At 30.6% G+C, this 25,266-nt stretch carries 30 protein-coding genes; 18 read left to right on the plus strand and 12 right to left on the minus strand.

Translation table 11 applies throughout. The annotated features are described in order from the left end of the window. The first annotated feature begins 185 nt into the window (after positions 1-185). The 10 genes from KSU54_RS02590 to KSU54_RS02635 all read left to right on the plus strand — a co-directional run bounded on the left by KSU54_RS02590 (position 186) and on the right by KSU54_RS02635 (position 8,240). The gene (locus KSU54_RS02590) at positions 186-743 is read left to right on the plus strand and encodes a DNA-3-methyladenine glycosylase I (protein WP_009008714.1); all 558 of its coding nucleotides are present in this window, start codon (positions 186-188) and stop codon (positions 741-743) included. Between the two features lie 52 nt (positions 744-795). Beyond that, entirely contained in the window at positions 796-1,524 is a 729-nt protein-coding gene (locus KSU54_RS02595) for an arginase family protein (RefSeq protein WP_009008715.1), read from the plus strand. A gap of 9 nt (positions 1,525-1,533) precedes the next feature. Next, positions 1,534-2,106, plus strand: coding sequence for an SOS response-associated peptidase (locus tag KSU54_RS02600; RefSeq protein ID WP_003538735.1), 573 nt, complete (start codon positions 1,534-1,536; stop codon positions 2,104-2,106). Between the two features lie 221 nt (positions 2,107-2,327). Continuing rightward, positions 2,328-2,936 (plus strand): 4Fe-4S binding protein, encoded by a 609-nt coding sequence (locus tag KSU54_RS02605; protein WP_008792179.1) that lies wholly within the window; start codon positions 2,328-2,330, stop codon positions 2,934-2,936. Between the two features lie 3 nt (positions 2,937-2,939). Beyond that, complete coding sequence (locus tag KSU54_RS02610) at positions 2,940-4,481, plus strand: ABC transporter permease/substrate-binding protein (protein WP_117791972.1); 1,542 nt, start codon at positions 2,940-2,942, stop codon at positions 4,479-4,481. 9 nt (positions 4,482-4,490) lie between these two features. Then, positions 4,491-5,234 carry an ATP-binding cassette domain-containing protein gene (locus KSU54_RS02615; RefSeq protein WP_022007453.1) on the plus strand — a complete coding sequence of 248 codons (744 nt, stop codon included), beginning with the start codon at positions 4,491-4,493 and terminating at the stop codon, positions 5,232-5,234. Positions 5,235-5,367: 133 nt separating this feature from the next. Continuing rightward, a complete protein-coding gene (locus tag KSU54_RS02620; RefSeq protein ID WP_009299539.1) occupies positions 5,368-5,835 on the plus strand; it encodes an RNA polymerase sigma factor in 468 nt (155 codons plus the stop codon). Continuing rightward, positions 5,828-7,027 (plus strand): hypothetical protein, encoded by a 1,200-nt coding sequence (locus tag KSU54_RS02625; RefSeq protein ID WP_117791973.1) that lies wholly within the window; start codon positions 5,828-5,830, stop codon positions 7,025-7,027. Before KSU54_RS02620 ends, KSU54_RS02625 begins: the two co-directional genes overlap by 8 nt. 29 nt (positions 7,028-7,056) lie before the next feature. Continuing rightward, positions 7,057-7,698, plus strand: coding sequence for an HAD-IA family hydrolase (locus KSU54_RS02630; RefSeq protein ID WP_003538729.1), 642 nt, complete (start codon positions 7,057-7,059; stop codon positions 7,696-7,698). Beyond that, positions 7,698-8,240, plus strand: a complete 543-nt coding sequence (locus KSU54_RS02635) for a GNAT family N-acetyltransferase (protein WP_217746578.1) — start codon at positions 7,698-7,700, stop codon at positions 8,238-8,240. The genes KSU54_RS02630 and KSU54_RS02635 overlap by 1 nt, the downstream gene beginning before the upstream one ends. On the opposite strand, the gene KSU54_RS02640 is transcribed toward KSU54_RS02635, so the two are convergent. The 7 genes from KSU54_RS02640 to queD all read right to left on the minus strand — a co-directional run bounded on the left by KSU54_RS02640 (position 8,197) and on the right by queD (position 13,422). After that, positions 8,197-9,297 carry a trans-sulfuration enzyme family protein gene (locus tag KSU54_RS02640; RefSeq protein ID WP_226814492.1) on the minus strand — a complete coding sequence of 367 codons (1,101 nt, stop codon included), beginning with the start codon at positions 9,295-9,297 and terminating at the stop codon, positions 8,197-8,199. The two genes, KSU54_RS02635 and KSU54_RS02640, sit on opposite strands and share 44 nt — an antisense overlap. 99 nt (positions 9,298-9,396) lie before the next feature. Continuing rightward, positions 9,397-10,422 (minus strand): zinc-dependent alcohol dehydrogenase family protein, encoded by a 1,026-nt coding sequence (locus KSU54_RS02645; RefSeq protein WP_009008719.1) that lies wholly within the window; start codon positions 10,420-10,422, stop codon positions 9,397-9,399. A 176-nt stretch (positions 10,423-10,598) separates the two neighbouring features. Next, positions 10,599-11,075 (minus strand): preQ(1) synthase, encoded by a 477-nt coding sequence (gene queF, locus KSU54_RS02650; RefSeq protein ID WP_003538725.1) that lies wholly within the window; start codon positions 11,073-11,075, stop codon positions 10,599-10,601. Between the two features lie 2 nt (positions 11,076-11,077). Then, positions 11,078-11,761, minus strand: coding sequence for a 7-cyano-7-deazaguanine synthase QueC (gene queC, locus KSU54_RS02655; RefSeq protein ID WP_009299541.1), 684 nt, complete (start codon positions 11,759-11,761; stop codon positions 11,078-11,080). Positions 11,762-11,772: 11 nt separating this feature from the next. Next, entirely contained in the window at positions 11,773-12,339 is a 567-nt protein-coding gene (gene folE, locus KSU54_RS02660) for a GTP cyclohydrolase I FolE (RefSeq protein WP_008792172.1), read from the minus strand. Between the two features lies 1 nt (position 12,340). Then, complete coding sequence (gene queE, locus KSU54_RS02665; RefSeq protein ID WP_022007458.1) at positions 12,341-13,003, minus strand: putative 7-carboxy-7-deazaguanine synthase QueE; 663 nt, start codon at positions 13,001-13,003, stop codon at positions 12,341-12,343. Beyond that, a complete protein-coding gene (gene queD / locus KSU54_RS02670; RefSeq protein ID WP_009008721.1) occupies positions 13,000-13,422 on the minus strand; it encodes a 6-carboxytetrahydropterin synthase QueD in 423 nt (140 codons plus the stop codon). Before queD ends, queE begins: the two co-directional genes overlap by 4 nt. A gap of 274 nt (positions 13,423-13,696) precedes the next feature. Here queD and KSU54_RS02675 point away from each other — a divergent pair, with 274 nt between their 5' ends. After that, positions 13,697-15,349 (plus strand): Na/Pi cotransporter family protein, encoded by a 1,653-nt coding sequence (locus KSU54_RS02675; protein WP_003538720.1) that lies wholly within the window; start codon positions 13,697-13,699, stop codon positions 15,347-15,349. Positions 15,350-15,374: 25 nt separating this feature from the next. Here the strand turns inward: KSU54_RS02675 and KSU54_RS02680 are convergent, their stop codons facing one another. From KSU54_RS02680 to KSU54_RS02690, 3 genes are all read right to left on the minus strand, one after another. Beyond that, positions 15,375-15,707: an AAA family ATPase gene (locus KSU54_RS02680; RefSeq protein WP_167309564.1), complete on the minus strand. Its 333-nt coding sequence runs from the start codon at positions 15,705-15,707 to the stop codon at positions 15,375-15,377. Positions 15,708-15,791: 84 nt separating this feature from the next. Further along, entirely contained in the window at positions 15,792-15,932 is a 141-nt protein-coding gene (locus KSU54_RS02685; RefSeq protein ID WP_167309565.1) for a hypothetical protein, read from the minus strand. Next, complete coding sequence (locus tag KSU54_RS02690; RefSeq protein WP_199414787.1) at positions 15,929-16,063, minus strand: AAA family ATPase; 135 nt, start codon at positions 16,061-16,063, stop codon at positions 15,929-15,931. The genes KSU54_RS02685 and KSU54_RS02690 overlap by 4 nt, the downstream gene beginning before the upstream one ends. 190 nt (positions 16,064-16,253) lie before the next feature. Between KSU54_RS02690 and KSU54_RS02695 the strand changes: the two genes are divergently transcribed. Further along, positions 16,254-17,021 (plus strand): 4Fe-4S binding protein, encoded by a 768-nt coding sequence (locus KSU54_RS02695; protein ID WP_008792168.1) that lies wholly within the window; start codon positions 16,254-16,256, stop codon positions 17,019-17,021. A 151-nt stretch (positions 17,022-17,172) separates the two neighbouring features. Next, positions 17,173-18,144 carry a Gfo/Idh/MocA family protein gene (locus KSU54_RS02700; protein WP_003538716.1) on the plus strand — a complete coding sequence of 324 codons (972 nt, stop codon included), beginning with the start codon at positions 17,173-17,175 and terminating at the stop codon, positions 18,142-18,144. Positions 18,145-18,839: 695 nt separating this feature from the next. Here the strand turns inward: KSU54_RS02700 and KSU54_RS02705 are convergent. Next, positions 18,840-19,478 carry a hypothetical protein gene (locus KSU54_RS02705; RefSeq protein ID WP_009008723.1) on the minus strand — a complete coding sequence of 213 codons (639 nt, stop codon included), beginning with the start codon at positions 19,476-19,478 and terminating at the stop codon, positions 18,840-18,842. Further along, positions 19,475-20,182, minus strand: a complete 708-nt coding sequence (locus KSU54_RS02710; protein WP_003538714.1) for a LytTR family DNA-binding domain-containing protein — start codon at positions 20,180-20,182, stop codon at positions 19,475-19,477. The genes KSU54_RS02705 and KSU54_RS02710 overlap by 4 nt, the downstream gene beginning before the upstream one ends. A gap of 222 nt (positions 20,183-20,404) precedes the next feature. Here KSU54_RS02710 and KSU54_RS02715 point away from each other — a divergent pair, with 222 nt between their 5' ends. The 5 genes from KSU54_RS02715 to KSU54_RS02735 all read left to right on the plus strand — a co-directional run bounded on the left by KSU54_RS02715 (position 20,405) and on the right by KSU54_RS02735 (position 25,149). After that, positions 20,405-20,992, plus strand: a complete 588-nt coding sequence (locus KSU54_RS02715; protein WP_003538713.1) for a cytidylate kinase-like family protein — start codon at positions 20,405-20,407, stop codon at positions 20,990-20,992. A 167-nt stretch (positions 20,993-21,159) separates the two neighbouring features. Further along, positions 21,160-21,882: a Cof-type HAD-IIB family hydrolase gene (locus KSU54_RS02720; protein WP_117791974.1), complete on the plus strand. Its 723-nt coding sequence runs from the start codon at positions 21,160-21,162 to the stop codon at positions 21,880-21,882. A gap of 18 nt (positions 21,883-21,900) precedes the next feature. Then, positions 21,901-22,566 carry a Crp/Fnr family transcriptional regulator gene (locus KSU54_RS02725; RefSeq protein ID WP_226814493.1) on the plus strand — a complete coding sequence of 222 codons (666 nt, stop codon included), beginning with the start codon at positions 21,901-21,903 and terminating at the stop codon, positions 22,564-22,566. A 174-nt stretch (positions 22,567-22,740) separates the two neighbouring features. Then, positions 22,741-24,084 (plus strand): glycoside hydrolase family 1 protein, encoded by a 1,344-nt coding sequence (locus KSU54_RS02730; RefSeq protein WP_003538710.1) that lies wholly within the window; start codon positions 22,741-22,743, stop codon positions 24,082-24,084. A gap of 42 nt (positions 24,085-24,126) precedes the next feature. After that, on the plus strand, positions 24,127-25,149 hold the full coding sequence (locus KSU54_RS02735) for a LacI family DNA-binding transcriptional regulator (protein WP_003538709.1): 1,023 nt from the start codon (positions 24,127-24,129) through the stop codon (positions 25,147-25,149). Positions 25,150-25,266: the final 117 nt, after the last annotated feature.

Here is a 25,266-nt window from a genome sequence, read left to right on the forward strand (position 1 = left end):
AACATCTTGAAATATTGTACTAAAAACTAAACAATATTAAAAGTAATATAATTTATTATTTTAGCTGCTGGAAAAAATATTTAAAAAGTTAAATATGATGAATGAGTAATTTTAACTGGGATAGTTTTTTTTGTGTAATATTTGCTTATTCTTATAAGCATGATAAAATAGTTAAAAAGGAGAGAATGATGATGGTAAAAAGGTGTTCATGGGTAGATGAAAAGTCAGAAATTTATAAAAATTATCATGATCATGAATGGGGTGTACCGGTTTATGATGATGAAAAATTATATGAGATGTTCTTATTAGAAACATTTCAAGCAGGATTATCATGGATAACTATTTTAAAAAAACGAGAAGCTTTTAGAGTGGCATTTGATAATTTCGATGTAATTAAAATAGCTAACTATGATGATAAAAAAGTAATGGAGTTATTAGCAAATGAAAAAATAATAAGAAGTAAACGAAAAATTGGTGCAGCAATTAATAATGCTAAAATTTTTATAAATATTCAAACTGAATTTGGTAGTTTTTCTGACTATCTTTGGGGTTTTAGTAACCATCAAATTATTAAAAATAAGGATAATAATTTTAAAACAACAACGAAGTTATCTGATGATATTTCGATGGATTTAAAAAAAAGAGGAATGAGTTTTGTAGGCTCAATAACTATTTATTCATATTTACAAGCAATAGGTATTGTTGATGATCATGAATTAGAATGTTTTTGTTATAAGCATTAAATGGAGCTGGTTTTATGGGGTAAGTATTGTAAATGAAAGGAAATTAACTGTCATGGATTTTACTGGTATTTATGAGTTAGAAAGTTTTTATAAGCATAAAAATATTAATTGGATTGATTGTTTAGATATTAAGGGGACACGTGGTTATTGCAGTGAGGAGGCAAAAGCGAAGATCATTAAAAGAATAGGTGATTATCTGCCTGCAGGAATACATTTTATTGATTCAGGTAATTTTCATTATGTAAGTGAATTTTGGATAAGGAAGATAAATTATGATTTTATTTTAATAGTCTTTGATCATCATAGTGATATGATTAAACCGATGTTTGGGGATATTTTAAGCTGTGGATCATGGATCTTAAATGCTTTAAAAAATAATCAATATTTAAAACAGATCATTTTGATTGGAATTGCACAAGAACAAGTTGATTTAATCGATCCTAAGTATAGGGAGCGCGTTATTTATTTGTGTGATAATGATCTTGGTGATTTAAAAGTTTGGAAGATAATTGATGAACTTTTGAAACAATATCCTGTTTATTTTTCAATTGATAAAGATGTTTTAAGTGAACAAGTAGTCACGACTGATTGGCAGCAGGGGCAGATGCGGTTAATTGAATTTAAATTAATTTTAGCAGATTTAATTAAACGTGGCGATGTTATTGGGATTGATATATGTGGTGAATGTTGTAATGAAGTTGCCATGTTAAGTGAGATAAAAAATGATGATTCATTAAATGCGCAAATCTTAGAGTTTTTAAAATGTGAATTGGTAAAATAGGAGATTATTATGTGTGGCAGATATTTTTTAGAATTAAAAGCCTTGATGGAATTGGAAGAAAGAATTGACTATACATTTGAACGTGATTTATTAATTGCTAAAGATTATTATCCAAGTAATATTGTACCAATCATTATTGATCGAGATAATAAATTAGAATTAAAAAAGGCAAAATGGGGCTTTAGTACTTTTGATAATAAATTAATTATTAATGCGCGAAGTGAAACTTTATTGGAAAAACCATTCTTTAAAAAAGAAGTGATTACTCATCGTTGCCTTATTCCAGCTAGTGGCTTCTATGAATGGGACGGTCATAAACATAAGTTCACTTTTGAAAACGAAAAACGATCGTTATTGTTAATGACAGGAATTTATCGAAATGTTAACGGGCAAACAGAAGTGACTATTGTTACAACAAAAGCAAATAAAAGTATGTGTGAGATTCATGATCGAATGCCATTGATTTTAGAGGAGCATTTAAATCATGACTGGTTAGAAAATCGTCATATTGAAGCACTTTTAAGGACAGTACCACAGTCTTTGACGATTACTTCAGGTTTTTTGCAAAGTAGTTTATTTTAGGCATATGATTTGTTATTTTGATATTAGAACAGTATACTTATGGTGTGCCTAATACAATATTATAGAGTATAAGTTTGATTATTATTAGAGCTATAGCTATGAAGTTGTACACGACTAGCTATAGTTTTTTAGTTTCGTTAAAGTAACTAGGTTACAAAAAAGTGCCTTCTTTCATATAAAAATCAACTAGTGTATATTAAAGACGAGCGGAGGTAAGAGTGATGAAAGTTAATGATTATTTAAATGAACTTAGAAAAATAAAAGATGTAGCAATGGCAACTGTAGACAGTGACGGCTATCCACAAATTAGAATCATCGATGTAATGGCTGTGGAAAATAATAATTTGTATTTTTTGACTGCTCGGGGGAAAAACTTTTATCAAGAATTACTTGATAAAAATTTCGTTTCATTAGTTGCGCTAACAAAAGATTATGCATCGATTCGTTTAAAAGGAAAAGTTAAAAAAGTCAGTAATCAAAAAGAATGGTTAGAAAAAATATTTATTGATAATCCGAGTATGAATGAGGTTTATCCAGGTGATAGTCGTAATATTTTAGAAGTATTTTGTATTTTTGATGGTGAAATTGAAATATTTGATTTATCAAAAGTACCAATTGAACGTTCACAATATGATCTTTGTGATAATCGAATTTTTAATAAAGGATATCTGATTAGTAATAGGTGTATTGCTTGTGATCGCTGTAAGCGTGAATGCCCACAACAATGTATTAAAAGTGGAAGCAAGTATAAAATAATGCAAGATCATTGTTTACATTGTGGTTTATGTTATGAAAACTGTCCGGTGCGGGCAATTGAGAAAGTAGGTTAGATTATGTTAAGAGATATGCTATCTTTATTACAAGAAAAAGGGGATTTCTTTTTAAAATTATTAATTGAACATATGCAGATATCGCTAATTGCAATTATTATTGCGACTGTTATAGGCTTGATTTTAGGAGTAATAATCAGTGAATATAAAAAAAGTTCTAAAACAATTTTAGGAATTATTAATTTTATGTATACGATTCCCTCTATTTCACTATTAGGTTTTTTAATTCCTTTTTCTGGAATTGGTAATAGTACCGCAATCATTGCATTAAGTGTTTATGCATTATTACCAATGGTGAGAAATACATATACTGGAATTATTAATATTGATGATAATATTATTGAAGCTGCAACGGGGATGGGATCAACACGTTGGCAAATTTTATACAAAATCAAGTTACCGTTGGCACTTCCAGTAATTATGTCTGGTTTTAGAAATATGGTAACTATGACAATAGCATTAGCAGGGATTGCTTCTTTTATTGGTGCCGGTGGTTTAGGGGTAGCGATATATCGAGGAATTACTACCAATAACACGGCAATGACTTTGACAGGTAGTTTATTGATTGCAATACTTGCATTAATTACAGATATAGTATTAGGCTTTATTGAAAAGTTATTTACCATTCGAAAAGCTACTTTAAAATCTAAAAGAAAGTATGGCTTAGTAGTAATTGTGACAACTTGTGCAGTCTTGATCATATCAATGATTTCAGGCAATCTTAATCAAACAGTAACTTTAAATATTGCTACTAAGCCTATGACGGAGCAATATATTATTGGAGCAATGTTGAAAGAAATGATTGAACAAGATACGGATATTGAAGTTAAGATTACTCAGGGAGTAGGAGGAGGAACTTCAAATATTCAACCAGGAATGGTTAGCGGTGAGTTTGATTTATATCCTGAGTATACGAGTACGGGTTGGAATACAGTTTTAAAACATGAAGGTTTTTATAATGAAACAATGTATGAACAGCTAGTTAAAGAATATCAAGAAAAATATCAATTTACCTGGACAGGGCTGTTAGGGTTTAGTGATGCATATGGTTTAGCAGTAAGAAAAGAGATTGCTGAGCAGTATAATTTAAAAACTTACTCAGATTTAGCAGGAATATCTAATCAATTAGTTTTTGGAGCTGAATATGATTTTTATGAAATTCCTGAGGGTTATGATGCACTATGCCAAAAATATAATTTTACTTTTAAGAATACTATGGATTTAGACATTGGTTTAAAATATCAGGCAATAAATGAAGGTAAGGTTGATGTCATGGATGTCTTTACAACCGATGGTCAACTATCAACAGCAAATGTTGTTGTCCTTGAAGATGATCAACAATTCTTTTCAACTTCGATGGGGGCCTTAGTTGTACGCAATGAAATTCTTGTACAATATCCAGAATTAAATAATGTTTTTGATAAACTTACTGGTATTCTCAATGAAACAAAAATGGCACAATTGAACTATTTGGTTGAAACAAAAGGACAAGATGCTGAAGATGTGGCTCACGAATTTTTAGTTAGCATTAATTTAGTGAAATAGGAGGAACATATGGATACAGCTATTGAATTTAAACATGTAAAAAAGGTTTATGGTGAAAAAGTAATTATTGATGATTTTAATCTAAAAATTACACCTGGTGAGTTTTTAACTGTAGTTGGTAGTTCAGGGTGTGGAAAAACCACTATTCTAAAAATGATCAATGGTTTAATAATTCCTGATGAAGGACAAGTTCTTGTACATGATCAATGTACACAGGCAGTTGATTTAATTGAATTAAGAAGAGGAATTGGTTATGCAATTCAAGGAAGTGTCTTATTTCCGCACATGACAGTAGCTCAAAATATTGCTTATGTGCCTAACTTATTAAATAAAAATGATAAAAAAAGAACTTATGAAGCACTATCAAAATGGATGAAAATAGTAGGGTTAGATGAAGAGTTAATTCATCGATATCCTAGTGAATTAAGTGGTGGGCAGCAGCAACGAGTAGGGATTGCTAGAGCACTAGCTGCTTCCCCAGATATTCTTTTAATGGATGAACCATTTGGTGCTGTTGATGAAATCACACGGTCTACTTTACAAGATGAGATTTTAAGAATTCATCATCAAGAAAATATCACGATTATTTTTGTAACACATGATATTAATGAAGCTTTGAAATTAGGTAGTCGGGTTATGGTAATGGATCAAGGTAAAGTCGTACAATTAGCATCACCAAGAGAAATTTTAGAACATCCTAAAACAGAATTTGTTAGAAAATTAGTTCAGCGTAAAGACGATTTTCTTCAATAACAGCCTTTTGGGCTGTTTTATTTTACTAAATCGATAAAAAAGTAAAACAATCGATTATAATGAAAGTATAAAAAATAATTATTAATGCACCCGTTGAACGTTTTTAATCGTATTCATAGTGGAAGGGATCGTTATGGAAAAAGAAAGATATGAAGAAGTTGTATATCAGTATAGTGACATGGTTACTAGAATTGCTGTTATGAATGTTAAAAATTATGATGATGCTAAGGATTGCTATCAAAATGTATTTATGAAATTATACTGTTACAACAAGAAATTTGAAAGTGAGGAACATTTAAAAGCTTGGTTGATTAGGGTAACTATCAATGAATGTAAAGATTATCAAAAACAATTTTGGAAAAGGGAAATTGATATTGATAAGTTGATTTTAGGTCAAGAAGATCAGCGTTTAATTATTCTACCAATTGTAATGAATATGCCAAGTAAATATCGTAATGTTTTATACTTGTATTATTATGAAGGATATTCAACTAATGAAATTGCATCTATTTTAAAAGAAAATCACAATACGATAAAATCACAATTAATTAGGGGAAGAAAATTGTTAAAGAAAAAGTTGGGAGATGATTTTTATGAATAAATTTAATGAATTTGACTTAATAAAAACTCCTAGAAACTGGATCGATGAAGTGACTGCAACTAATTTTGAACCGACAAAAAGAGCGAAGGTGATTAGAATTAAGTATATATTTGCAATTTTTTTAATTGTTATGACAATAGGAATTTCTTCATTGGGAATTACTTATGCATTTTCTGATTCATTTCGTACTTGGTTGAGTCAGCGATTTAGCAGTAATTTGAAAATTAGTTCAGCTCTTGAATTTTCTTCAATCAACAAAAATACTCCCACATTAAAACTAGATTATGGGCATTGGCGTACTGAAAATGAATTTTTTGGAATCATTGATGAGGATTATAATTTTCTTAAAGTTTTTACGTTAGAAAATGAACAAATAAGAGAATGTCCTATTAATGAGTATTACGGGAGTATAGCTGGTCATGAATTCAGTTTTAAATATGCGGATTATCAAGAGCGAATAGTTGCATTTGATTTTAATGGATGTATATATAGTGTTTTGCCTAAAATTATTAATAATGATATTTATGTTTGTGTCGATATTAATGATGGAGAGCAGCGTGCTTTAAATATTGCTAAGATTAATTTAGAAAGTAAGCAAATAAGTTTTATTACTAATGATAATATTTCAGTAAATCCAATTACTTCACCACAACAAACTAATATTTTAATTAATAAGAGTGATCAGGGGTGGGAAAATTATAATATTGAAACTGGAGAAACCAATCTCATTAAAAATATCGATCCATATATGCATAGTAATTGTATTACTTTTATTGATGAACAGACTGTTGTTACTTATGATGAAAATGGACATTCTTATTTAATTAATATTTTAACAAATGAAGTTAGAACGTTAGATAAATATCCTTTGGAAGGAACGATTGTCAATATTGAATATAGTGATGAAACGATTAAGTTAACAAATATTATTACAGGCGCTGTTTCAAGAATTGATTATCATTTTTATGGTACTAATTATATGGGAACTTATTGTAGCATAGATTATCTTGTTTTATTTAATAATGAAAAACTTTATCTTTATGATATTGAAAGTAATCAGTTAGTTGATTTGGATCCACAAAAAGAATTAGATGAGCAATTAAAAGAAGTAATGATCATTGATCAAAAACATTTATTAATTACTACAGATAAAAGGGCATATATAGTTGCTAATGTAGGGAATAATGGATAAAATATAAGTTAGTGTAGTGGAGGACTTATATGAATAAAAAATATATTTTGTTTGATTTAGATGGAACCTTAACTGATCCGATGAAGGGGATTACTAAATCAGTACGTTATGCTTTAAATTATTATGGAATCGAAGTTAATGACTTAAATGATTTGTTACCTTTTATTGGACCACCTTTAAGAGATTCTTTTCAAGAATTTTATGGTTTTGATGCTTTAAAAGCCGAAGAGGCAGTAGTTAAATATCGCGAATATTTTTCAACCAAGGGAATTTTTGATAATAAAGTATATCCGGGAATTGAAGTGTGTTTGCAAACTTTGAAAGATCAGGGAAAAGTATTGTTAGTTGCTACTTCAAAGCCAGAAAAATTTGCTAAAGAAATTATAGAACATTTTGGTTTAGCTAAGTATTTTGATTTTGTTGGCGGTAGTGAGTTTAATGGACGAGAAAAAAAGGCTGAAGTAATTGATTATGTTTTAACAGCAAATATGATTGATAAAGATGAAGCGATTATGGTTGGGGATCGAAAGCATGATGTGATTGGAGCCCATGAAAATGATTTACCTTGTATCGGAGTGTTGTATGGTTATGGGACAAAAGAAGAATTGATGGCTTGTAATAGTGATTATTTAGTTGCGGACATTAATGCATTGCAAGAATTACTTGGATAATGGAAGAAATTACTGTTTATTCTTTGGACTATTATCAAATGTCCAAAGAAATAAAAAGAGAAATTGTACATCTTTTACATGTTGTTTGGCCTAGTGATGATTGTAATGATGCCCATAACGAAGAACTTACAGTGCAGTCATTCTATATCATGAAAGATAATCAGGTTGTTAGTTACGGAGCAGTTCTTCGGATGGAAACAACGATAGATAATGAAAAATATCAAATTGGTGGATTGAGTTGTATTGCTACCTTGCCAAATTATCGTAGGCAGGGATTAAGTTCAAAAATAGTTCAAACAGCGACTAAATGGATTGAGGATAATTTAGATTTTGGAATTTTTACGTGTAAACGAGAGCTTGAAGATTTTTATGCTTGTAATGGCAAATGGCAGGTGGCAAATAATGTTGTTTTAATTGCTAATCGTGATAATAATGCTCTATCTAGTAATAAACTTGCAGTTATTGTACTAATACGTCTTTTTTCAAATAAAGCTCAAGTTAATGGACAAAAAATTTTAAATGCGAGAATTTATCTGGATTAATCTCATTAATATTGTTTCCTTTATAAACTGACATTACTAAACTTTCAAAACCACCCCAACTATAGGCTAAAGTAAAATGTTCTAATGAATCGATAAAACGTTTAATGATTTCTGGATTTGCATCTTTTAAGACAACCCCTAATAAACTACCATATCCTTTAAGATATTTATGAGCAAGTTCGCTTTGTTGCTCTCCGTTACAAAGAGGATGATAAATTCGTTCGATTCGAGGATCCTCTTGTAGAAAATTAATTACTTGTTGAAGTGTTTCTTGTTGTGATTTTAGACGAACCGGTAATGTTCTTAGACCACGAAGTGCTAACCATGCATTCATTGGTGACATCGTTGCGCCTAGTAAAACTTGTCCAAATTCAACTATTTCATCAATAATTTTTTTGCTGGAAATTACGACTCCACCGACTATATCACTATGTCCACCAATATATTTGGAACATGAGTGAATAACAACATCAATTCCATGAACTAATGGATTTTGTAATAATGGTGTTGACCAAGTATTATCGATTATCGTGAAGATACCTTTATCTTTGCTAAATTTACTGATTAGTTCTAAATCTAACATCTCAAATTTTTGTGATGATGGACTTTCAAAATAGATGATACTGGTATTGTTTTTGACATAATCAAAGATTTCTAAAGTATCACTGACATCAATTTTAGTACTTTCGATTCCAAATTTTGATAATTGTTTGATTAATTTAACTGATGAGCCATAGACTGTATTAACAATGATAATGTGATCACCAGCTTTTGCTAAGGTTAAAATTGATGCTGAAATAGCGCCCATTCCTGAGGCGAACATTTGAGCTGCTTCGCCTTTTTCTAAACGTGCTAATTTTGTTTCTAGTAAATTAAGTGTTGGATTCCCGTCCCGTGTGTATGTATAAGCAAATTCTTCTTTAGCATTCACTTTCACATAGTGGTCAAAATTTTTAAATTTAAATGATGATGTTAAAACAATATCTGGACTAATTGGACTATAGTTGTCGAAATCTAACTCATCAACTTCTAAACATACATTTTCAATATCTTTCATATTCGTTCTCCTTACAGTTAAATCTTAACCGACAAAATGGCGAATGTCCATTTTTTTTCATATATGGCAAAAAAAGAATGTACATAAAATTGTACATTCTTATTGCCATGGGTTAATAATATATTTACCTTTATTTCTTAATTCTGGTTTTGAAAGAATATCGGCTAATTTATCTAAACTGCAAATATCACAAACCATTGAACTAACATCGATTTTTTTACTATTGATTAAGTCTAAAGCTCGTTGTTGAGTATATGGGTTGATGAAAGAAGCTTTAATTTCAATTTCCTTTTGGAAAATTTCAAATGGTTTGATAGCCACTTCATCATCAGGTTTAGTTAGCCCAAACATCATTACTACAGATTTATTACCAGCTAAGCTGATTGCTTGTTTAATTGTTGCAGGTAGACCAGCACACTCGATAACAGTGTTGATACGATGAATTCCTTTATCAGCTAAAAGAGCTGGAATATTGTCATTGATTGGATCGACGGTTAAAGTAGCACCCATCTTAAGCCCCATTTCACGTTTAACAGCAACTGGCTCTGACAAGATAATTTCATGAGCACCAGCTAATTTTGCTAATTGAACCATTAACAAACCAATCATGCCACCACCAATAACAAGAACTGTACTAGCCGGAGTAATGTTGCACATGTCAAGACCATGTAAGCAGCAGGCAACTGGCTCGGTCATTGCCCCTTCTTCAAATGATGTTGTATCGGCTAGTTTATATACTTGAGATTCGTTGACTGCACAATATTGGGCAAAACCACCATCCCGTGTTGTTCCGATGCCAATCATATCTTCACAAAAATGACCAATACCACTACGACAATAGTAACAAGTTCCGCATAGTTGATTAGGATCCACACAGACACGATCACCAACTTTTACATGTTTTACTTCATGTCCCACAGCTTCGACGATTCCAGCAAATTCATGTCCTAAAATAGTAGGAGGAGTAGTATTTGCTGCTCCTTTATCACCCTCATAAATATGGACATCAGTACCACAAATTCCACAGGCCATAACTTTGATTAATACATCTTGATTACCTAATTGTGGCATTTCTACTTCTTCAACCTTAATATCATGTTTTCCGTAAAATACTGCACTTTTCATTTTTCTTCCTCCAGACATCTTATATAAAATAGTTTTATAAAAGTATTTAATGTAAGTATAAATGATGATTAATATGATGTCAACGGTTTTAAAATATATTATTTTTTTGAGCTAACTCTTTGATGTAAAGTTGAAAACAAATTAGAGACCTTGAAAAAGGTCTCTAATAATTATATTTAACGATTATCAATTTTCTCAGGATATAAATCATGATTAGCTAAACGGTTGAAAGCAATGGTTTCCCACTTTGTTTCTGGTTTTCCATAATTACAATATGGATCAATTGAAATACCTCCACGTGGTGTAAATTTTCCCCAAACTTCAATGTATTTAGGATCCATTAATTTAATCAGGTCTTTCATAATGATATTCATACAATCCTCGTGAAAATCACCATGATTCCTAAAACTGAATAAATACAGTTTTAATGATTTACTCTCTACCATCTTTTGATTAGGAACATAACTAATATAGATAGTAGCAAAATCAGGTTGCCCTGTAATGGGGCATAGACTAGTAAATTCAGGGCAATTAAATTTTACAAAATAATCATTTTCAGGATGTTTGTTATCAAAAGTTTCTAATACTTCAGGGGCATAATCATCTTTATAAACAGTGTTTTGATTACCTAATAAGGTTAAATTTTTTGTCATTTTTATTCTCCTAATAATGGATCTTTGATTCCATTTTTCAAAAAAGCATTTTGGCGGTCAATACAAGTACCACATGTGCCGCAAGGGGTATCATTTCCTTCGTAACATGACCAAGTTAATTGATAAGGTACGCCTAATGAAAGACCGATTTTAACAATATCTGCTTTGGTCATTTCAACAAAAGGGGCTTTGATTTCCAATTGATGGCCACTGCCTTCATAAATAGCTTGGTTCATCGCATTATTAAAAACTTTACTACAATCAGGATATGCGCTTCCAGCTGCATCATCACTATGAGCACCATAATAAATAATATTACAGCCTTTAGAAAGGGCAATGCTAGCAGCGCTAGATAAAAATAAACCATTTCTAAAAGGCACATAAGTAGAAACAGGATTGCCATCTGTTTTATTTAATTGCTCATTGTACGATTCGTGGGGAATCTCATTATCTGAATGTTGTAGTAATGAGCAATTACTATAAGTGAAGATTTTTGCTAAATCTAAATACAAGTGTTCAACTTGATAAAATTGGGCAATTTTATTTGCGGCTTCTATCTCTTTGGTATGTTTTTGACCATAACTAATTGAAAGAGCAACTACATTGTCCTTTCCGTGTTCTTGGATTGCCAGTGCTAATGCAGTGGTGGAATCAACTCCACCACTAAATAATACTAATGCTTTCATCTTACTACTCCTTAATGTAAATAAATTTGCAGCTTACTATCAGTTTTAAAACGACCGGTTAGAGTACTTGTGACAGTAGTGCTATTAACTTTTTTGATTCCACGAGATGACATACAGCTATGTTTACCTTCAATGATTACAGCGATATCTTTAGAGTTTGTTACTAGACTAATAATTTCAGCAATATCTGTTCCGATTCGTTCTTGAAGTTGTAGACGTCTCGCTGCCATATCAGCAATCCGTGCAATTTTACTAAGACCAATTACTTTACCACAAGGAATATAAGCAACCGTAACTTTCATGTCATACATTAAAGCGAGGTGATGCTCGCAATAACTAAAGATATCAATATCCTTGATTACAACAACCTCTTGATTATCGAAGTCTAAATCGTCAACAAATGTTTTATCAAACATCGTTGCAATTTCTAGATTACTATAGTTCATTCCAGCAAAAACTTCGCCATACATCTTCGCCACTCGTTTAGGCGTATCTTTTAATCCTTCGCGTTCTGGATCATCACCTAAGGCTTTAAGAATACCGTAGATGTGTTCCTCTATTTTTTTAGTATCAATCATTTTAGACACCTCTTTGATTAATATCCCAAATGAATTTGTGCATTTGTAGTTGCATATTAATACCATTTAGATGATGTTTGACCATATAATCGACGATCATCCGTGGTTCAATCTTACCAAAGACTGGGCTAAAATAAACTTTGGTACGATTGACAAGGTCATAAGTATCAATTATTTCTTTTGCTTTATTTAAATCACTGAGATTGCTAACTACAAATTTAACAACATCATTTTTAGTCAAATATTGATAGTTATTTAAGCACATTTCATTTTCCATTGTACTGCTAGGTACTTTATAATCTAAAGTAAAGATTGGTCGAGTTTCTTTAATAAAGGGTTTAATATCAATACTACCATTAGTCTCAATTTCAACACTAAAACCATTTTTAAGCAGTAAATCAATTAAATAATCAATATTTTGTTGAAGTAATGGTTCACCACCAGTTAAAGTGACATTAACGACTTTATTTGCTTTTAAATAATCTAGGATATTTTGAGCACTTAAAAGTTCATAATTGCTATTTGAATCATTAGCATACCTAGTATCACAATAACTACAATTTAAATTGCAATAATGAAAACGAATAAAGGCGGCTAATTGACCTGCACGACTTCCTTCACCGTTAATACTAATAAATTTTTCAACAACCTTATAATTATTCATAATTTACCTCGATAACTTGCACAGTTATTTGGGGTTTCATATACATCAAGACAATCAACTAAATAATTTTTACTTAAAGCCTCGTAAATATACTTAGCTAAATTTTCAGCAGTTGGACGAAATGGTAAGTTGATTATTTTGAAATTTTCATCGATCAGTGCTTGGTATAGTTTTTCTGATAAACTGCCTGTTTCAATAATTAAAGCATGATCAAAACTATCTGCGATAATTTTTAAATCTTTTTTTAAATCTCCAAAATCAGTTACCATTCCTTTATTTTGGGGATCTTCTAGCAGTTTTTCACTTTTGATAGTTGCAATGACTTTCCAGCGATGACCATGAATATTAGCACATTTACCATGATAACCAGCTAAAAAATGTGCACTATCAAAACTTTGTTCCGTTTTTAAAAAATACATCTTTCCTCCTTCTATACCATCAAATAAAAAAGCAGGCTCACTAAAAAGCCTGCTTAAAAACAACATAAAAAGCATAGCCCTAGTTTTGTTTATAGACAGGATGGTACAAATGAACTGTCTATAGTAATAGTATCTTAAATTGGAGGATTGTCAAGAAAATTGAATAAACTTAATAAAATGCGTAAAAATATGTAAAGAAAAGTTAAGAATTTGTTAACAATCTTTGCAGTATGTAAATTTTATGTTAAAGTAACCGTGTAACAGGGGGAATAAGATGGAACTTACAGATTTCTTTGCTATGTTTGGTGGTTTAGCGCTATTTTTATACGGGATGACGATGATGTCAAATGGTCTCGAATTAGCAGCTGGAAACAAAATGAAAACAATTTTAGAAAAACTTACGACGAATCGCTTTCTAGGCGTTGGAGTAGGAGCAGTTATTACTGCAGTAATCCAATCATCATCTGCAACTACAGTCATGACTGTTGGGTTTGTTAATGCTGGGTTGATGAAATTGGAAAATGCGGTTTGGGTAATTATGGGTGCTAATATCGGTACTACAATTACAGGTCAATTGATCGCAATTGATATTACAGCTTTAGCACCAGTTATTGCATTTGTCGGTGTTGCTTTAATTGCTTTTTTCAAAAGTAAAAAACTTGATGCAATTGGTGGTATTATTGCGGGACTCGGAATTCTCTTCATGGGAATGGAAATGATGTCTAGTGCGATGGTACCGCTTAGAAGTTCACCGGAATTTGTTAATCTTGTCACTACGTTTGAAAATCCATTAATCGGTATTTTAGTTGGTGCTGGATTCACAGCGATAATTCAAAGTTCTTCAGCTTCGGTTGGGATTTTGCAAGCTTTAGCGATGAGTGGCGTAATTACTTTACCATCAGCAATATATGTATTATTTGGTCAAAATATTGGTACATGTATTACTGCCGTTTTAGCTAGTATTGGAACAGGGCGTAATGCAAAACGTACAACGATCATTCATCTTTCATTTAATATTATTGGAACGATCGTCTTTGTTTTTATTAGTATGTTAACACCGTTTGCATCATTTATGCAGTCATTGACGCCAACAAATATTCCGGCACAAATTGCTAATGTACATACGGTATTCAATGTTGTTACAACATTATTATTGCTGCCATTCGGGGCGCAGTTAGTTAAATTGTCATATTTGGTTTTACCTGAAAAAGAAGGTTTTGAAGATAAATTATCTGTTAAGTTCTTGGATAATAGTATCTTTACCAATGATTATCACATTGGAACTAGTGCAATCGCTAACACACAATTATTTAATGAAACACAAAATATGTTAAATATAGTTCAAAAAAATGTTCAAAGAGCTTTTGATTTAATTATTAAGTATGATGAAAAGACACATGAAAAATTATTAAAAGATGAACAATATATTGATTATTTAAACAAAGAAATTATTCAGTTTACAACCAATGCTATTTCTAATGAATTTCCAATCGATGATTCTAAATCAATTGGCTTATTCTTAAAAACGGCTGGAGATTTAGAACGAGTTGGAGATCATGCGGTTAATATTGCTGAACGTGCTGAGAAATTATATAGTGAAGATGAACATTTTTCAGATGAAGCGATGAGAGAAATTAAAATTATGAATGACCTGACAAGAAATATCTTAGAGGAATTAAATGTCTTAAATCGCGATGAACTTCATAACATTGTTGAAAAAGTTGATGTTATTGAAGATAGTATTGATATTACAACACATGAATTTTCACTTAATCAGTTAAGACGTTTGCGAGATAAAAAATGTACGCCGGAACATAGTGCATTATATACAGAAACATTAATTGATTTTGAAAGAATTGGTGATCATGGTTTAAACATTGCCGTTGCTTTTGATGAAATAAAAGATGATTTAACAGAAATGGCTTAACTAGCTGCTTATGCAGCTAGTTTTTTTATAAAAATAAAATCATATTGAAAGGGTAGATGATCTTATTTAATAATTTATTTAATAGACCGGCACGATTATTAATAAAGAGTTCTGTTATTTGATAACTCTCAGTATCTTGATAATCAATAGGTGTTATCTCTTTTGAGTCAAAATTAAGTATTTTTGCCCCAGGGATTCCTAATAGGATCGGTGAATGACTAGCAATAATAAACTGTGAGCCCTGCTTTGCTAATTCATAAATAGTAATTAATAAAGTTAGCTGGCGCTGGGGTGATAATGAGGCTTCAGGTTCGTCAAGAATATATAGACTATTCTGATTAAAACGATTTTGAATCAATGTTAAAAAACTTTCACTATGTGATTGCTGGTGTAATGATTTACCACCATAATAGCGATAGGGATTAAAAACATTTTTTTCATATCATTCTAATTGTGTTGCGACATTATAAAAACTTTCTGCCCTTAAAAAGAAGCCTTCATCAGGACGACGATAACCACGATCAAGGATTATTGCATGATGCAAAGATGAATGAGTATTGTTAGTGTGAAAATTAAAGTTCAAAGTTCCCCCCCCTCAGGGTTAAAGCCATATTTAATAGCGATTGCTTCTAATAAAGTGGATTTTCCTGTGCCGTTTTCTCCAACAAAAAAGGTAATCGGATTATCAAAAATCAAAGTATTTAATTGTAGCAATTGTATTTAGATAACTGTTTCGCTCGATTAAATCATGATCAATAGTTATACGATTTATAAAATAGGTACTCATTTCATCACCTCTAGTTTAATCATAATACAATTTATTGTGATAATCTATTTTTAATTAATAGATAGTACATATTTTAATGATATAATAAAAGAATAAATAAAGGTGGGAGGATATATTATGAAGATTGATCGGACATATGCAATTTATTTTTCACCAACTTACACTTCCAAGAAGTCAGCTGTTAGTATTGCTCGTGGACTTGAGGGAGAGTTAAGTGAAATTGATTTAACACTAGAAGAAACGATTCCAGAGATGACATTTAGTCGTCATGATATTGTAGTTTTTGGTTTTCCGGTTTACGGTGGAAGAATTCTTCACGAGGCTTTGGAACGGTTAAAATCATTTCGGGGTGATCATACATCATGTGTAATTACTGTTACATATGGAAACCGTCATTATGATGATGCATTATTAGAATTATTTAATACTGTTAAGGAGCAAGGATTTATTCCTATTGCTGGTGCAGCTTTAGTGGGTGAACATACTTATGGTCAAATTCAAGTGGGTCGTCCTAATCGTGATGACTTATATCGTGATGAATTGTTTGGTAGTTTGGTGCGGCTAAAAATTAAAGATGATAATTTTTCATTTGTTTCAGTACCAGGGAAATACCCATATAAAGAAGGAGGAACTGGGGGAAAATTTCGCCCAGAAACTAATGAACAGTGCAGCGGCTGTGGGGTTTGCGTCAATATGTGTCCTACAAATGCTATTGATATAGAAGATTGTAAGACAATTAATAATGATTGTATTGCTTGTTTTAGATGTATTCGTATTTGCCCAGTCCATGCTAAGAGTATGAATAACAATCAAGAATATCAAACATTTGCAGAAAGTTTTAGCAAGAAACTGGCAACACCTAGGGAAAATGAATACTTTATTTAAATTTTTGAGTTTTTTATTAAGCTTTAAGAGATTTTAAAATGTCAGAAAGATAGGCTTTTATGAAACTGGTGAGAAAATTATTTTCTTGCTAGTTTTTCTATTTGTAATCTATGTATAATATATCTATGAAGATTAGACGGAGGAAATAATAATGAAAAAATTAAATTGGGGAATTATTGGCAGTGGTGTAATTGCTAATGAAATGGCTCAGGCTTTGTTGGATGTAAATGGGGAGATATATGCGGTTGGACATCGTGATATGAATAAAGCAATTGATTTTGCAATGAAATATAAAATTAAAAATGCTTATGGAAGTGTTGAGGAATTATTAAATGATCCTGATGTTGATGTTGTTTATATTGCAACACCCCATAATAGTCATTATGAAATCATGAAACAGGCTGTAGCAGTGAAAAAGCATGTTTTATGTGAAAAAGCAATTACTGTAAATGATCGTCAATTGGAAGAAATTGTTGCTTTAGCTAAGAAAAATAATGTTGTTGTACAAGAGGCTATGACAATTTTTCATATGCCGCTATACAAAAAATTAAAGGAAATGGTTGCTGCAGGAGTAATTGGAAATGTAAAAATGATTCAAGTCAATTTTGGCAGCTGTAAAGAATATGATGTTAATAATCGTTTCTTTTCAAAAGAATTAGCTGGTGGGGCATTATTAGATATTGGTGTTTATGCAACAAGTTTTGCCCGGTACTTTTTATCATCAAAACCTAATGTTGTAATTACAACTGCTGATTATTTTGAAACTGGGGTTGATGAACAATCAGGAATCATTATGAAAAATCAAGATGGTCAAATGGTTGTAATGGCTCTAACAATGCGTGCAAAACAACCGAAGCGTGGGGTCATATCAGGAGAATTGGGGTATATAGAAATTAATAATTATCCGCGGAGTAATCAAGCAACGATAACTTATACTAAAGATGGTCATCAGGAAGTCATTGAATGTGGTGATGATAAACAGGGGCTACAATACGAAGTTATTGATATGCAAGATTATATTATAAATAATCTTGGTGAATATGAATTACAGTTAACTCGGGATGTAAGTTCACTGCTAAGTCAAATTCGGACTCAATGGGGAATGATTTATCCATTTGAATAATTTAACATTTAAGAGGGGATGATGATTAAGAATTATTATGCATGATTAGTGTACTGATTTTTGCTGATATTTTCATTGTTACATTTATTAGTGTGGCACTTCAACATCAAATGAAAGCTCTAAAAATATATCGACTTATAAAAAACAATTGTTAGTTTTAGATAGCAGTGATAATTTTTGGAATGAGGAACGAATAAAAAAAGTAGAAAACCGTTATTATGCGATTTAAATGTCATGGTCAAATCAAGATCATGAAACATTAAAAGATTATTTGCCCCCACATTGTTAGAAAAATGGGAAACTAAGAAGGAACGTATAAAAAAGATTAAATTATTGGATATGGTTGTTGAACTATACGATAGAAAATGATAATGAGGATTGTTTGTGGACTTATATTGAGGAGAAAATAGAGTAATTACGTGTGAAACAAAAGCTTTTGTAGAATACTGGAAATTTATAAGAAATAGTAATAATATATGTTTAGATAAGTTTGAAAATTGATTGGAAAGAATTGTTATGAAAAGTTCAAATCAAAATTTGAATATAGTAATAGGGTGTTTGAAAAGGTGCTATTTAATTATAAAATTTATCAATTTTGTATAAGTAGTCTTGGGAAAACTGTGAGCAGGATAGTTTTATGATATATTATTTAAATTTTGAATAATAAAGAATAGACGTGTGAAATATTCGCACGTCTATTTATATAGATTTGGTTTGATTATTTTGTTATGAATGATGCGTTCAATATATTCATATACAGTAATACTGCGATCGTTCATTGCTAAAACTAAATGGTAGGGATCTTTAAAGTCTTTTACATGACTTTTAAGAAGATTAGCTAACTCAATAATATGCTCATTATTTGAAGTTAAATCTGTTTTAATAACCATCTGTTCATTAATCTTAAAATAAATTGGATGAGCGACTTCACTTCCAAATGAGTGTATTCTAAATGTTTGATTATACCATCCAATTTCACATTTTTTAATATCCTTAAAGGCAATTTTATCTTGATACATTTCTTTATTAAAAAGCGTATTAATAATTAATTTAAGGATATTAAAATAACTTGTTGATTTATAATAATATATATATTGATTATCATATCCATGCTGGCGGTAAAATAACGCTCTTACAGTGAAGATGAAGTAAGTGATAAAGAAAATTATTCCAATTGTAATGATGGCTGGAGCCCAATAAGGACTATTTAAATTTTTGGCCCAAGTACTTTTAGCTGCGAGTAAGACAATGATCAGCATGATACTCCATAAACCAGCTAATAATAATAAAGATAAGATTTTTTGTTTAGATGCTTTTGTAGATAGTGTTTTCATTTTTTTAGTTTCCTTTCTGTAAAAGAAATAGCATGTTTTTTTAACACTACAAGTAAATCTTGATATCTTCTTCTTGAAATAGCAATATCTTTATTTTCGTAGTTTTTCATAATTACATTTTCACTGTTTAAAGTAATTAATCTAAAGATATTGATAATTGCTGAACGTGAGATTTTAAAAAAGGTTTTTGGAAGCATTTTTTGTAGATATTCAAAGTTTTGAATAAAAATGCGATATGTTTTGTCTAATGTGTTTAGATATGTCATGCGATTTAAATATTCAAAATAAACAATATCATTTGTTTGGGTATTGACGATGCCCTGATCACTTTTAAATAGTAGTAATTTTCGTTTATCAAGATAATCGATGATATCTTGAATTGCTGGAACAAATTTCGCTTTAATATCTTGATAGCGCAGATAGCTGGAAATATTAATACCTACTGCATCGAAAATAGTTGAACCGTCTTTTGAGATAATTAGTACAAGCATATCATTATTATTTTCAATTAATGTTTTAGCATAATTGATTCCTTGATTATCAAAAGAATCTTCAATAATACAGAAATCCATTTTTTTTGTAAATAACATTTCCTTATCATGAATCTCAATGATACGATATTCACTGTCAATATTTTTAATGATTAGTTCCTTTAATTGTTTGATCACACTATTATCAACAACCATTAATCCAATTTTTTTCATTTAGAAATCTCCTTTATTACTTGCAGTTATCTTTTACACCTTTATTATAGGGGCTTACTTTTAGTATATTTTAATTATTGTATGAATGGTATAGTTTATTGTATGAATGGTATAAAAAATATCTTTTGGACAATAAAATTAGTGATTTCTCATTACTTTTCGCTTGTAAAGTAGTAAAATTAAAGTATAGATAATGACTAAGATTAGGAGGAGGTGCAGATCATGCGCAAGAACATTATTACAATTAGCCGTGAATTTGGTAGTGGCGGTAGAACAATTGGTAAAGAGGTAGCAAAACGATTAAACATACCTTTTTATGATAAGGAATTAATTGAAAAAGTAGCTCGAGAGAGTGGATTAAATGTGAATTATATTGAAGAACATGGTGAATATGCACCATCTAGTAATCCTTTTGCTTATGCTTTTTTAGGTCATTATATTGATGGGATGTCAATGAATGATTATATTTGGATGATGCAAAGAAAGATTATTTTAGAATTAGTGCAAGAAGGACCATGTGTAATCGTTGGGAGATGTGCAGATTATATTTTAAGAGATCGAGATGATTGTTTTAATGTCTTTATTTGTAGTGATCTTGATAAAAAAGTGGAACGGATCGTCAGATTATATGGGGAAACAGATGAGAAGCCTGAGAAACGTTTAGCTGATAAAGACAAAAAAAGACGAGCAAATTATAAATATTATACTGATCAAGTTTGGGGGTTAGCGCAAAATTATCATTTATGTTTAAATAGTGGTGAAATTGGAATCGATAAATGTACTGAGTTGATTGTTGATTTAGTTAAATAGTAGTTAAGAGAAAGTAACTATTACTTTCTCTTTTTATGAATTGAAGGATTACATATGCTATACTGTATTGGAAAACATTATAATAAAAAGACGATTATTTTATTATGTTAAGAACTAAAAGATAAAATAATATGAGGATAAGTAGATGATAAAAGCAATTTTTTGATATTGATGGAACACTATTGGATCATGATACACACTTAATGCCATCTAGTACTTTTGAAGCATTAAAAAAATTACGGAAGAATGGAATTAGATTATTCGTTGCTACTGGGCGGCCACCTAATAATCTTAAAGTGATTCAAGATTGTTTCGAGTTTGATGGTTTTCTCACAAGTAATGGACAGTATTGTTTTAATCATGAAGTGGTTATTCATGAAAAATATATTGAAAGAGAAGATATTAGAAATTTATTACCATATATTAACAAAAATCAGATTCCCGTATTATTTGTAGAAATAAATGGTAATTATAGTAATATCCAAAATTATCGTCTTGATGAAGCTGCTAGATCACTGAATAAAGAGGGCTATCCCATTAAAGCTGTTAATGAAATAATTGAAAGTAAGATAATTCAACTAATGGCATATATAGACGAGACTAAAGATAGTGAACGATTATCATATATGCCTAATTGTAAATCAGCACGCTGGACATCGCTCTTTGCGGATATCATCCCTATTGATGGCGGAGAAAATAAGGGAATTGATCAAATGATAAAGCACTATCAAATTAATTTAGGTGAAGTAATGGCATTTGGCGATGGGAATAATGATATTGATATGTTAAAACATGTTGGAGTTGGTGTTGCTATGGGGAATGCTAATGATTTTGTTACTGACACGATTAATGATGATGGCATTTTTAAAGCATTAAAAAATTTGAATTAATTTGAAAGGGTGAAAATGATGGAGCAAGAATTAACAAAATTCTTAACTTTTTGGGATCATTTAAATGAAAACGAAAAAGAGTTATTAAAACAAAATGCCACTCTTCAAACTTATGCTAAAGGCATAACAATGCATCGTGGTAGTGATGATTGTTTAGGTGTGGTTTTAGTGAGAAAGGGTCAATTGCGGACATATATGTTATCACCAGATGGACGTGATATTACACTATATCGTTTATTTGCAGGTGATGTATGTATTCTTTCGGCATCATGTGTTTTAGAAACGATTACATTTGATGTTTTTATTGATATTGAAGAAAATAGTGAAATCATTACAATCACGGCAACTTTATTTCAACAATTGGCGAAGCAAAATATTTATGTTGAAACATTTGGGTATAAAATGGCAACCAATCGTTTTTCTGATGTTATGTGGGCGATGCAGCAAATTTTATTTATGTCTGTTGATAAACGCTTAGCTATTTTTCTTAAGGAAGAAGCTGAAAAGAATAATTCTTTAGAGTTAAAAATTACTCATGAACAAATCGCTAAATATATGGCGACGGCTCGTGAAGTTGTAACTAGGATGTTAAAATATTTTAGTCAAGAGGGTATTGTAAAAATATCACGAGGAAAAATAACAATAGTTGATAAACATAAATTAGATAAACTAACTATTGGTTAATTATGGAATAATCATTATGATTATTCTTTTTTATTCAAGTTAATTAATTTTTTTTCAAGTAATTATGAATTGAAATTCAAGCTGACATTAAAGATAATAAATCTATATCAGTAATAGTAATTTGTTATATAAAAAATAGCTATACTGCTAGAAATAGAATGGGAGGAAGAAGTAATGTTACGAAAAGATTTTTTATGGGGTGGGGCAGTTACAGCTCATCAAAGTGAAGGTGGATATACACTGGATGGTAAAGTACCAGCGGTTTGTGATTTAACAGTTACCGGTGAATATTCTGATTTTAAAGACGGAATCGATAGTTACCATCGTTATGAAGAGGATTTTGATTTATTTCAGGAAATGGGATTTAATGCTTATCGTTTTTCACTTGATTGGTCACGTTTAATGAGCGATGAAGGAGTATATAATGAAAAAGGATTTGTGTTTTATGAACATTTTATTGATGCACTGCTTAAAAGAGGAATTCAACCAATTCCAACTTTATATCATTTTGAAATGCCAGCATTTTTATATGAGAAGTATAATGGATTTTATAGTCGCAAAGTAGTCGATATATTTGTAGAACTGTGCAAAAAGATTGTTGATCGTTATCATGATAAAGTTGAAAATTGGATTATTTTTAATGAACAAAATGGAATTTTACAGAAAGGGCCAAAAATGTTTTTTGGGGCAGTTTGTCCGGATGGAGTTGATACTCAAACGTTTGATAATCAAATTATGCATAATACTTTGATTGCTCATAGTCTTATTAATGAATATATTCATCAAAAAGGTGGTAAGGTTATGGGAATGGCGACAGTGGTTCAAAGTTATCCAGAAACTTGTCATCCTCTTGATACACTTGAAAGTATGAAGGCTCAAAGTGAAGCTTATGTTTTTTTAGATGTTTTTGCAAGGGGACATTATAATTCATATTATTTTGCAAATATGAAAAATGAAGGAACAATGCCTGAAATCTTAGATGGTGATTTAGAAATATTAAAGAAAGGGATTACGGATTCACTATCTATTAGTTATTATATGTCGACAATTTCACATTATGGTGAGGAGAGTCTAACAAATATTAATGATGTTGTAATTAAAAAGAATCCTTATTTGGAAATGTCAGAATTTGGCTGGACGATTGATCCAACTGGTCTTAGAATTACTTTAAGACAATTGTATGATCGTTATGAAATGCCAATATATATAGTGGAAAATGGTTTTGGTTATAATGATCAAATAAATGCAGATGGCCAAATTATCGATGATTATCGTATTGATTATATGAGGAAACATCTTGAGGAAATGAAATTAGCGATTCAAGAAGGTGTTGATTGCCGTGGTTACTTGTCATGGGGACCGGTTGACATTTTAAGCAGCCGGGCACAAATGAAGAAAAGATATGGTTTTATTTACGTCAATCGTGAAAATGATGATTTAAAAGATATGCGTAGAATTAGAAAAAAATCATTTGCCTGGTATCAACAAGTAATTGCATCAAATGGAGAAGTACTATAATCGAGGAGCATGTGCTATACTATTTAATGAGGTGAAACAAAGATGAAAGTGACGATGAAAGATATTGCTAATAAATTAGGAATTTCAATTAATGCCGTTTCAATTGCACTAAATGATAAACCTGGTGTCAGCGATGAAATGCGTTTAGAAATTTTAAAAATGGCTGATAAAATGGGTTACATTAATCAAAAAAGACAATATCTATCAGTTTATTCTAAATCAAATATTTGTATTTTAATGCAAAGTTATTATGCAGATACAGGACACTTTTATTCGATTGTTTTACGGTCAATCGTTGAACAAGCAAAAGTATTTGGTTATTTTTCAATTTTAAATTATTTTGAAGAAGGGCACTTCGTAGTACCTGAATGTATTGAAGAAAGGAAAGTGGCTGGAATATTAGTTGTAGGCAAAATATCTGATAGTAACCTGCTGCTGCTTAAAAATATTGGTGTACCCGTTGTTCTAGTAGATTTTACATCATTATGTACACCGTGTGATTGTGTTTTGACGCATAATAAACAAGGTAGTTATATGATGACTACGCATGTTATTAATAAAGGGTATCAACGGATTGGTTTTTTTGGAGATCTTGATTATTCCTTTAGTTTTGAGGATCGTTTTATTGGATTTAAACAGTCACTGTTAAAGAATAATATTGTTAGTTATTCAAAGGTTGATGAATATATTCAAAAATATTCTTTTCTACAAGGAATTGAAGAATATGTTTTAACTAATCAAATTGATAAAATAATTGAAATTTTGAATACTAAAAAATTACCAGAGGTCTTAGTATGTGCAAATGATTCTAATGCATTTGCTGTGATTACTGCGTTAAAAGATATGGGCTTAAAAGTCCCCAAGGATATTAGTGTCGTTGGATTTGACGATACACCGTTGTGTGTTAAATCAGTACCGCAGATCACAACAGTTCAAGTTCAAAAGGAACTGATGGGCGAGGTGGCGGTATCTAATCTAATTGATCGGATTCATCGTAAAGATAATATTCCGATGACACAATTATTAAGTGTGAAAATAGTTGAACGAACGTCTTTAAAAATTTAAAGACGTTTTCATCATTTATAATTCAACCATATTCTACTGATTATAAAGGTTTATAAAAAACTTTTTCAAGTGATTTTTCGTTGAAATTCAAGTGATAATAACTAAAAATAATAGATG

Source organism: Erysipelatoclostridium sp. MSK.23.31 (assembly GCF_019125875.1).
In the GTDB taxonomy this organism is placed as follows: domain Bacteria; phylum Bacillota_I; class Bacilli_A; order Erysipelotrichales; family Coprobacillaceae; genus Thomasclavelia; species Thomasclavelia ramosa.

What these genes read in the sequence shown, in the direction of transcription:
- KSU54_RS02590 (WP_009008714.1), top strand. Translation starts at nt 186, where the DNA reads ATGATGATGGTAAAAAGGTGTTCATGGGTAGATGAAAAGTCAGAAATT.
- KSU54_RS02595 (WP_009008715.1), top strand. Translation starts at nt 796, where the DNA reads ATGGATTTTACTGGTATTTATGAGTTAGAAAGTTTTTATAAGCATAAA.
- KSU54_RS02600 (WP_003538735.1), top strand. Translation starts at nt 1,534, where the DNA reads ATGTGTGGCAGATATTTTTTAGAATTAAAAGCCTTGATGGAATTGGAA.
- KSU54_RS02605 (WP_008792179.1), top strand. Translation starts at nt 2,328, where the DNA reads ATGAAAGTTAATGATTATTTAAATGAACTTAGAAAAATAAAAGATGTA.
- KSU54_RS02610 (WP_117791972.1), top strand. Translation starts at nt 2,940, where the DNA reads ATGTTAAGAGATATGCTATCTTTATTACAAGAAAAAGGGGATTTCTTT.
- KSU54_RS02615 (WP_022007453.1), top strand. Translation starts at nt 4,491, where the DNA reads ATGGATACAGCTATTGAATTTAAACATGTAAAAAAGGTTTATGGTGAA.
- KSU54_RS02620 (WP_009299539.1), top strand. Translation starts at nt 5,368, where the DNA reads ATGGAAAAAGAAAGATATGAAGAAGTTGTATATCAGTATAGTGACATG.
- KSU54_RS02625 (WP_117791973.1), top strand. Translation starts at nt 5,828, where the DNA reads ATGAATAAATTTAATGAATTTGACTTAATAAAAACTCCTAGAAACTGG.
- KSU54_RS02630 (WP_003538729.1), top strand. Translation starts at nt 7,057, where the DNA reads ATGAATAAAAAATATATTTTGTTTGATTTAGATGGAACCTTAACTGAT.
- KSU54_RS02635 (WP_217746578.1), top strand. Translation starts at nt 7,698, where the DNA reads ATGGAAGAAATTACTGTTTATTCTTTGGACTATTATCAAATGTCCAAA.
- KSU54_RS02640 (WP_226814492.1), bottom strand. Translation starts at nt 9,297, where the DNA reads ATGAAAGATATTGAAAATGTATGTTTAGAAGTTGATGAGTTAGATTTC.
- KSU54_RS02645 (WP_009008719.1), bottom strand. Translation starts at nt 10,422, where the DNA reads ATGAAAAGTGCAGTATTTTACGGAAAACATGATATTAAGGTTGAAGAA.
- queF (WP_003538725.1), bottom strand. Translation starts at nt 11,075, where the DNA reads ATGACAAAAAATTTAACCTTATTAGGTAATCAAAACACTGTTTATAAA.
- queC (WP_009299541.1), bottom strand. Translation starts at nt 11,761, where the DNA reads ATGAAAGCATTAGTATTATTTAGTGGTGGAGTTGATTCCACCACTGCA.
- folE (WP_008792172.1), bottom strand. Translation starts at nt 12,339, where the DNA reads ATGATTGATACTAAAAAAATAGAGGAACACATCTACGGTATTCTTAAA.
- queE (WP_022007458.1), bottom strand. Translation starts at nt 13,003, where the DNA reads ATGAATAATTATAAGGTTGTTGAAAAATTTATTAGTATTAACGGTGAA.
- queD (WP_009008721.1), bottom strand. Translation starts at nt 13,422, where the DNA reads ATGTATTTTTTAAAAACGGAACAAAGTTTTGATAGTGCACATTTTTTA.
- KSU54_RS02675 (WP_003538720.1), top strand. Translation starts at nt 13,697, where the DNA reads ATGGAACTTACAGATTTCTTTGCTATGTTTGGTGGTTTAGCGCTATTT.
- KSU54_RS02695 (WP_008792168.1), top strand. Translation starts at nt 16,254, where the DNA reads ATGAAGATTGATCGGACATATGCAATTTATTTTTCACCAACTTACACT.
- KSU54_RS02700 (WP_003538716.1), top strand. Translation starts at nt 17,173, where the DNA reads ATGAAAAAATTAAATTGGGGAATTATTGGCAGTGGTGTAATTGCTAAT.
- KSU54_RS02705 (WP_009008723.1), bottom strand. Translation starts at nt 19,478, where the DNA reads ATGAAAACACTATCTACAAAAGCATCTAAACAAAAAATCTTATCTTTA.
- KSU54_RS02710 (WP_003538714.1), bottom strand. Translation starts at nt 20,182, where the DNA reads ATGAAAAAAATTGGATTAATGGTTGTTGATAATAGTGTGATCAAACAA.
- KSU54_RS02715 (WP_003538713.1), top strand. Translation starts at nt 20,405, where the DNA reads ATGCGCAAGAACATTATTACAATTAGCCGTGAATTTGGTAGTGGCGGT.
- KSU54_RS02725 (WP_226814493.1), top strand. Translation starts at nt 21,901, where the DNA reads ATGGAGCAAGAATTAACAAAATTCTTAACTTTTTGGGATCATTTAAAT.
- KSU54_RS02730 (WP_003538710.1), top strand. Translation starts at nt 22,741, where the DNA reads ATGTTACGAAAAGATTTTTTATGGGGTGGGGCAGTTACAGCTCATCAA.
- KSU54_RS02735 (WP_003538709.1), top strand. Translation starts at nt 24,127, where the DNA reads ATGAAAGTGACGATGAAAGATATTGCTAATAAATTAGGAATTTCAATT.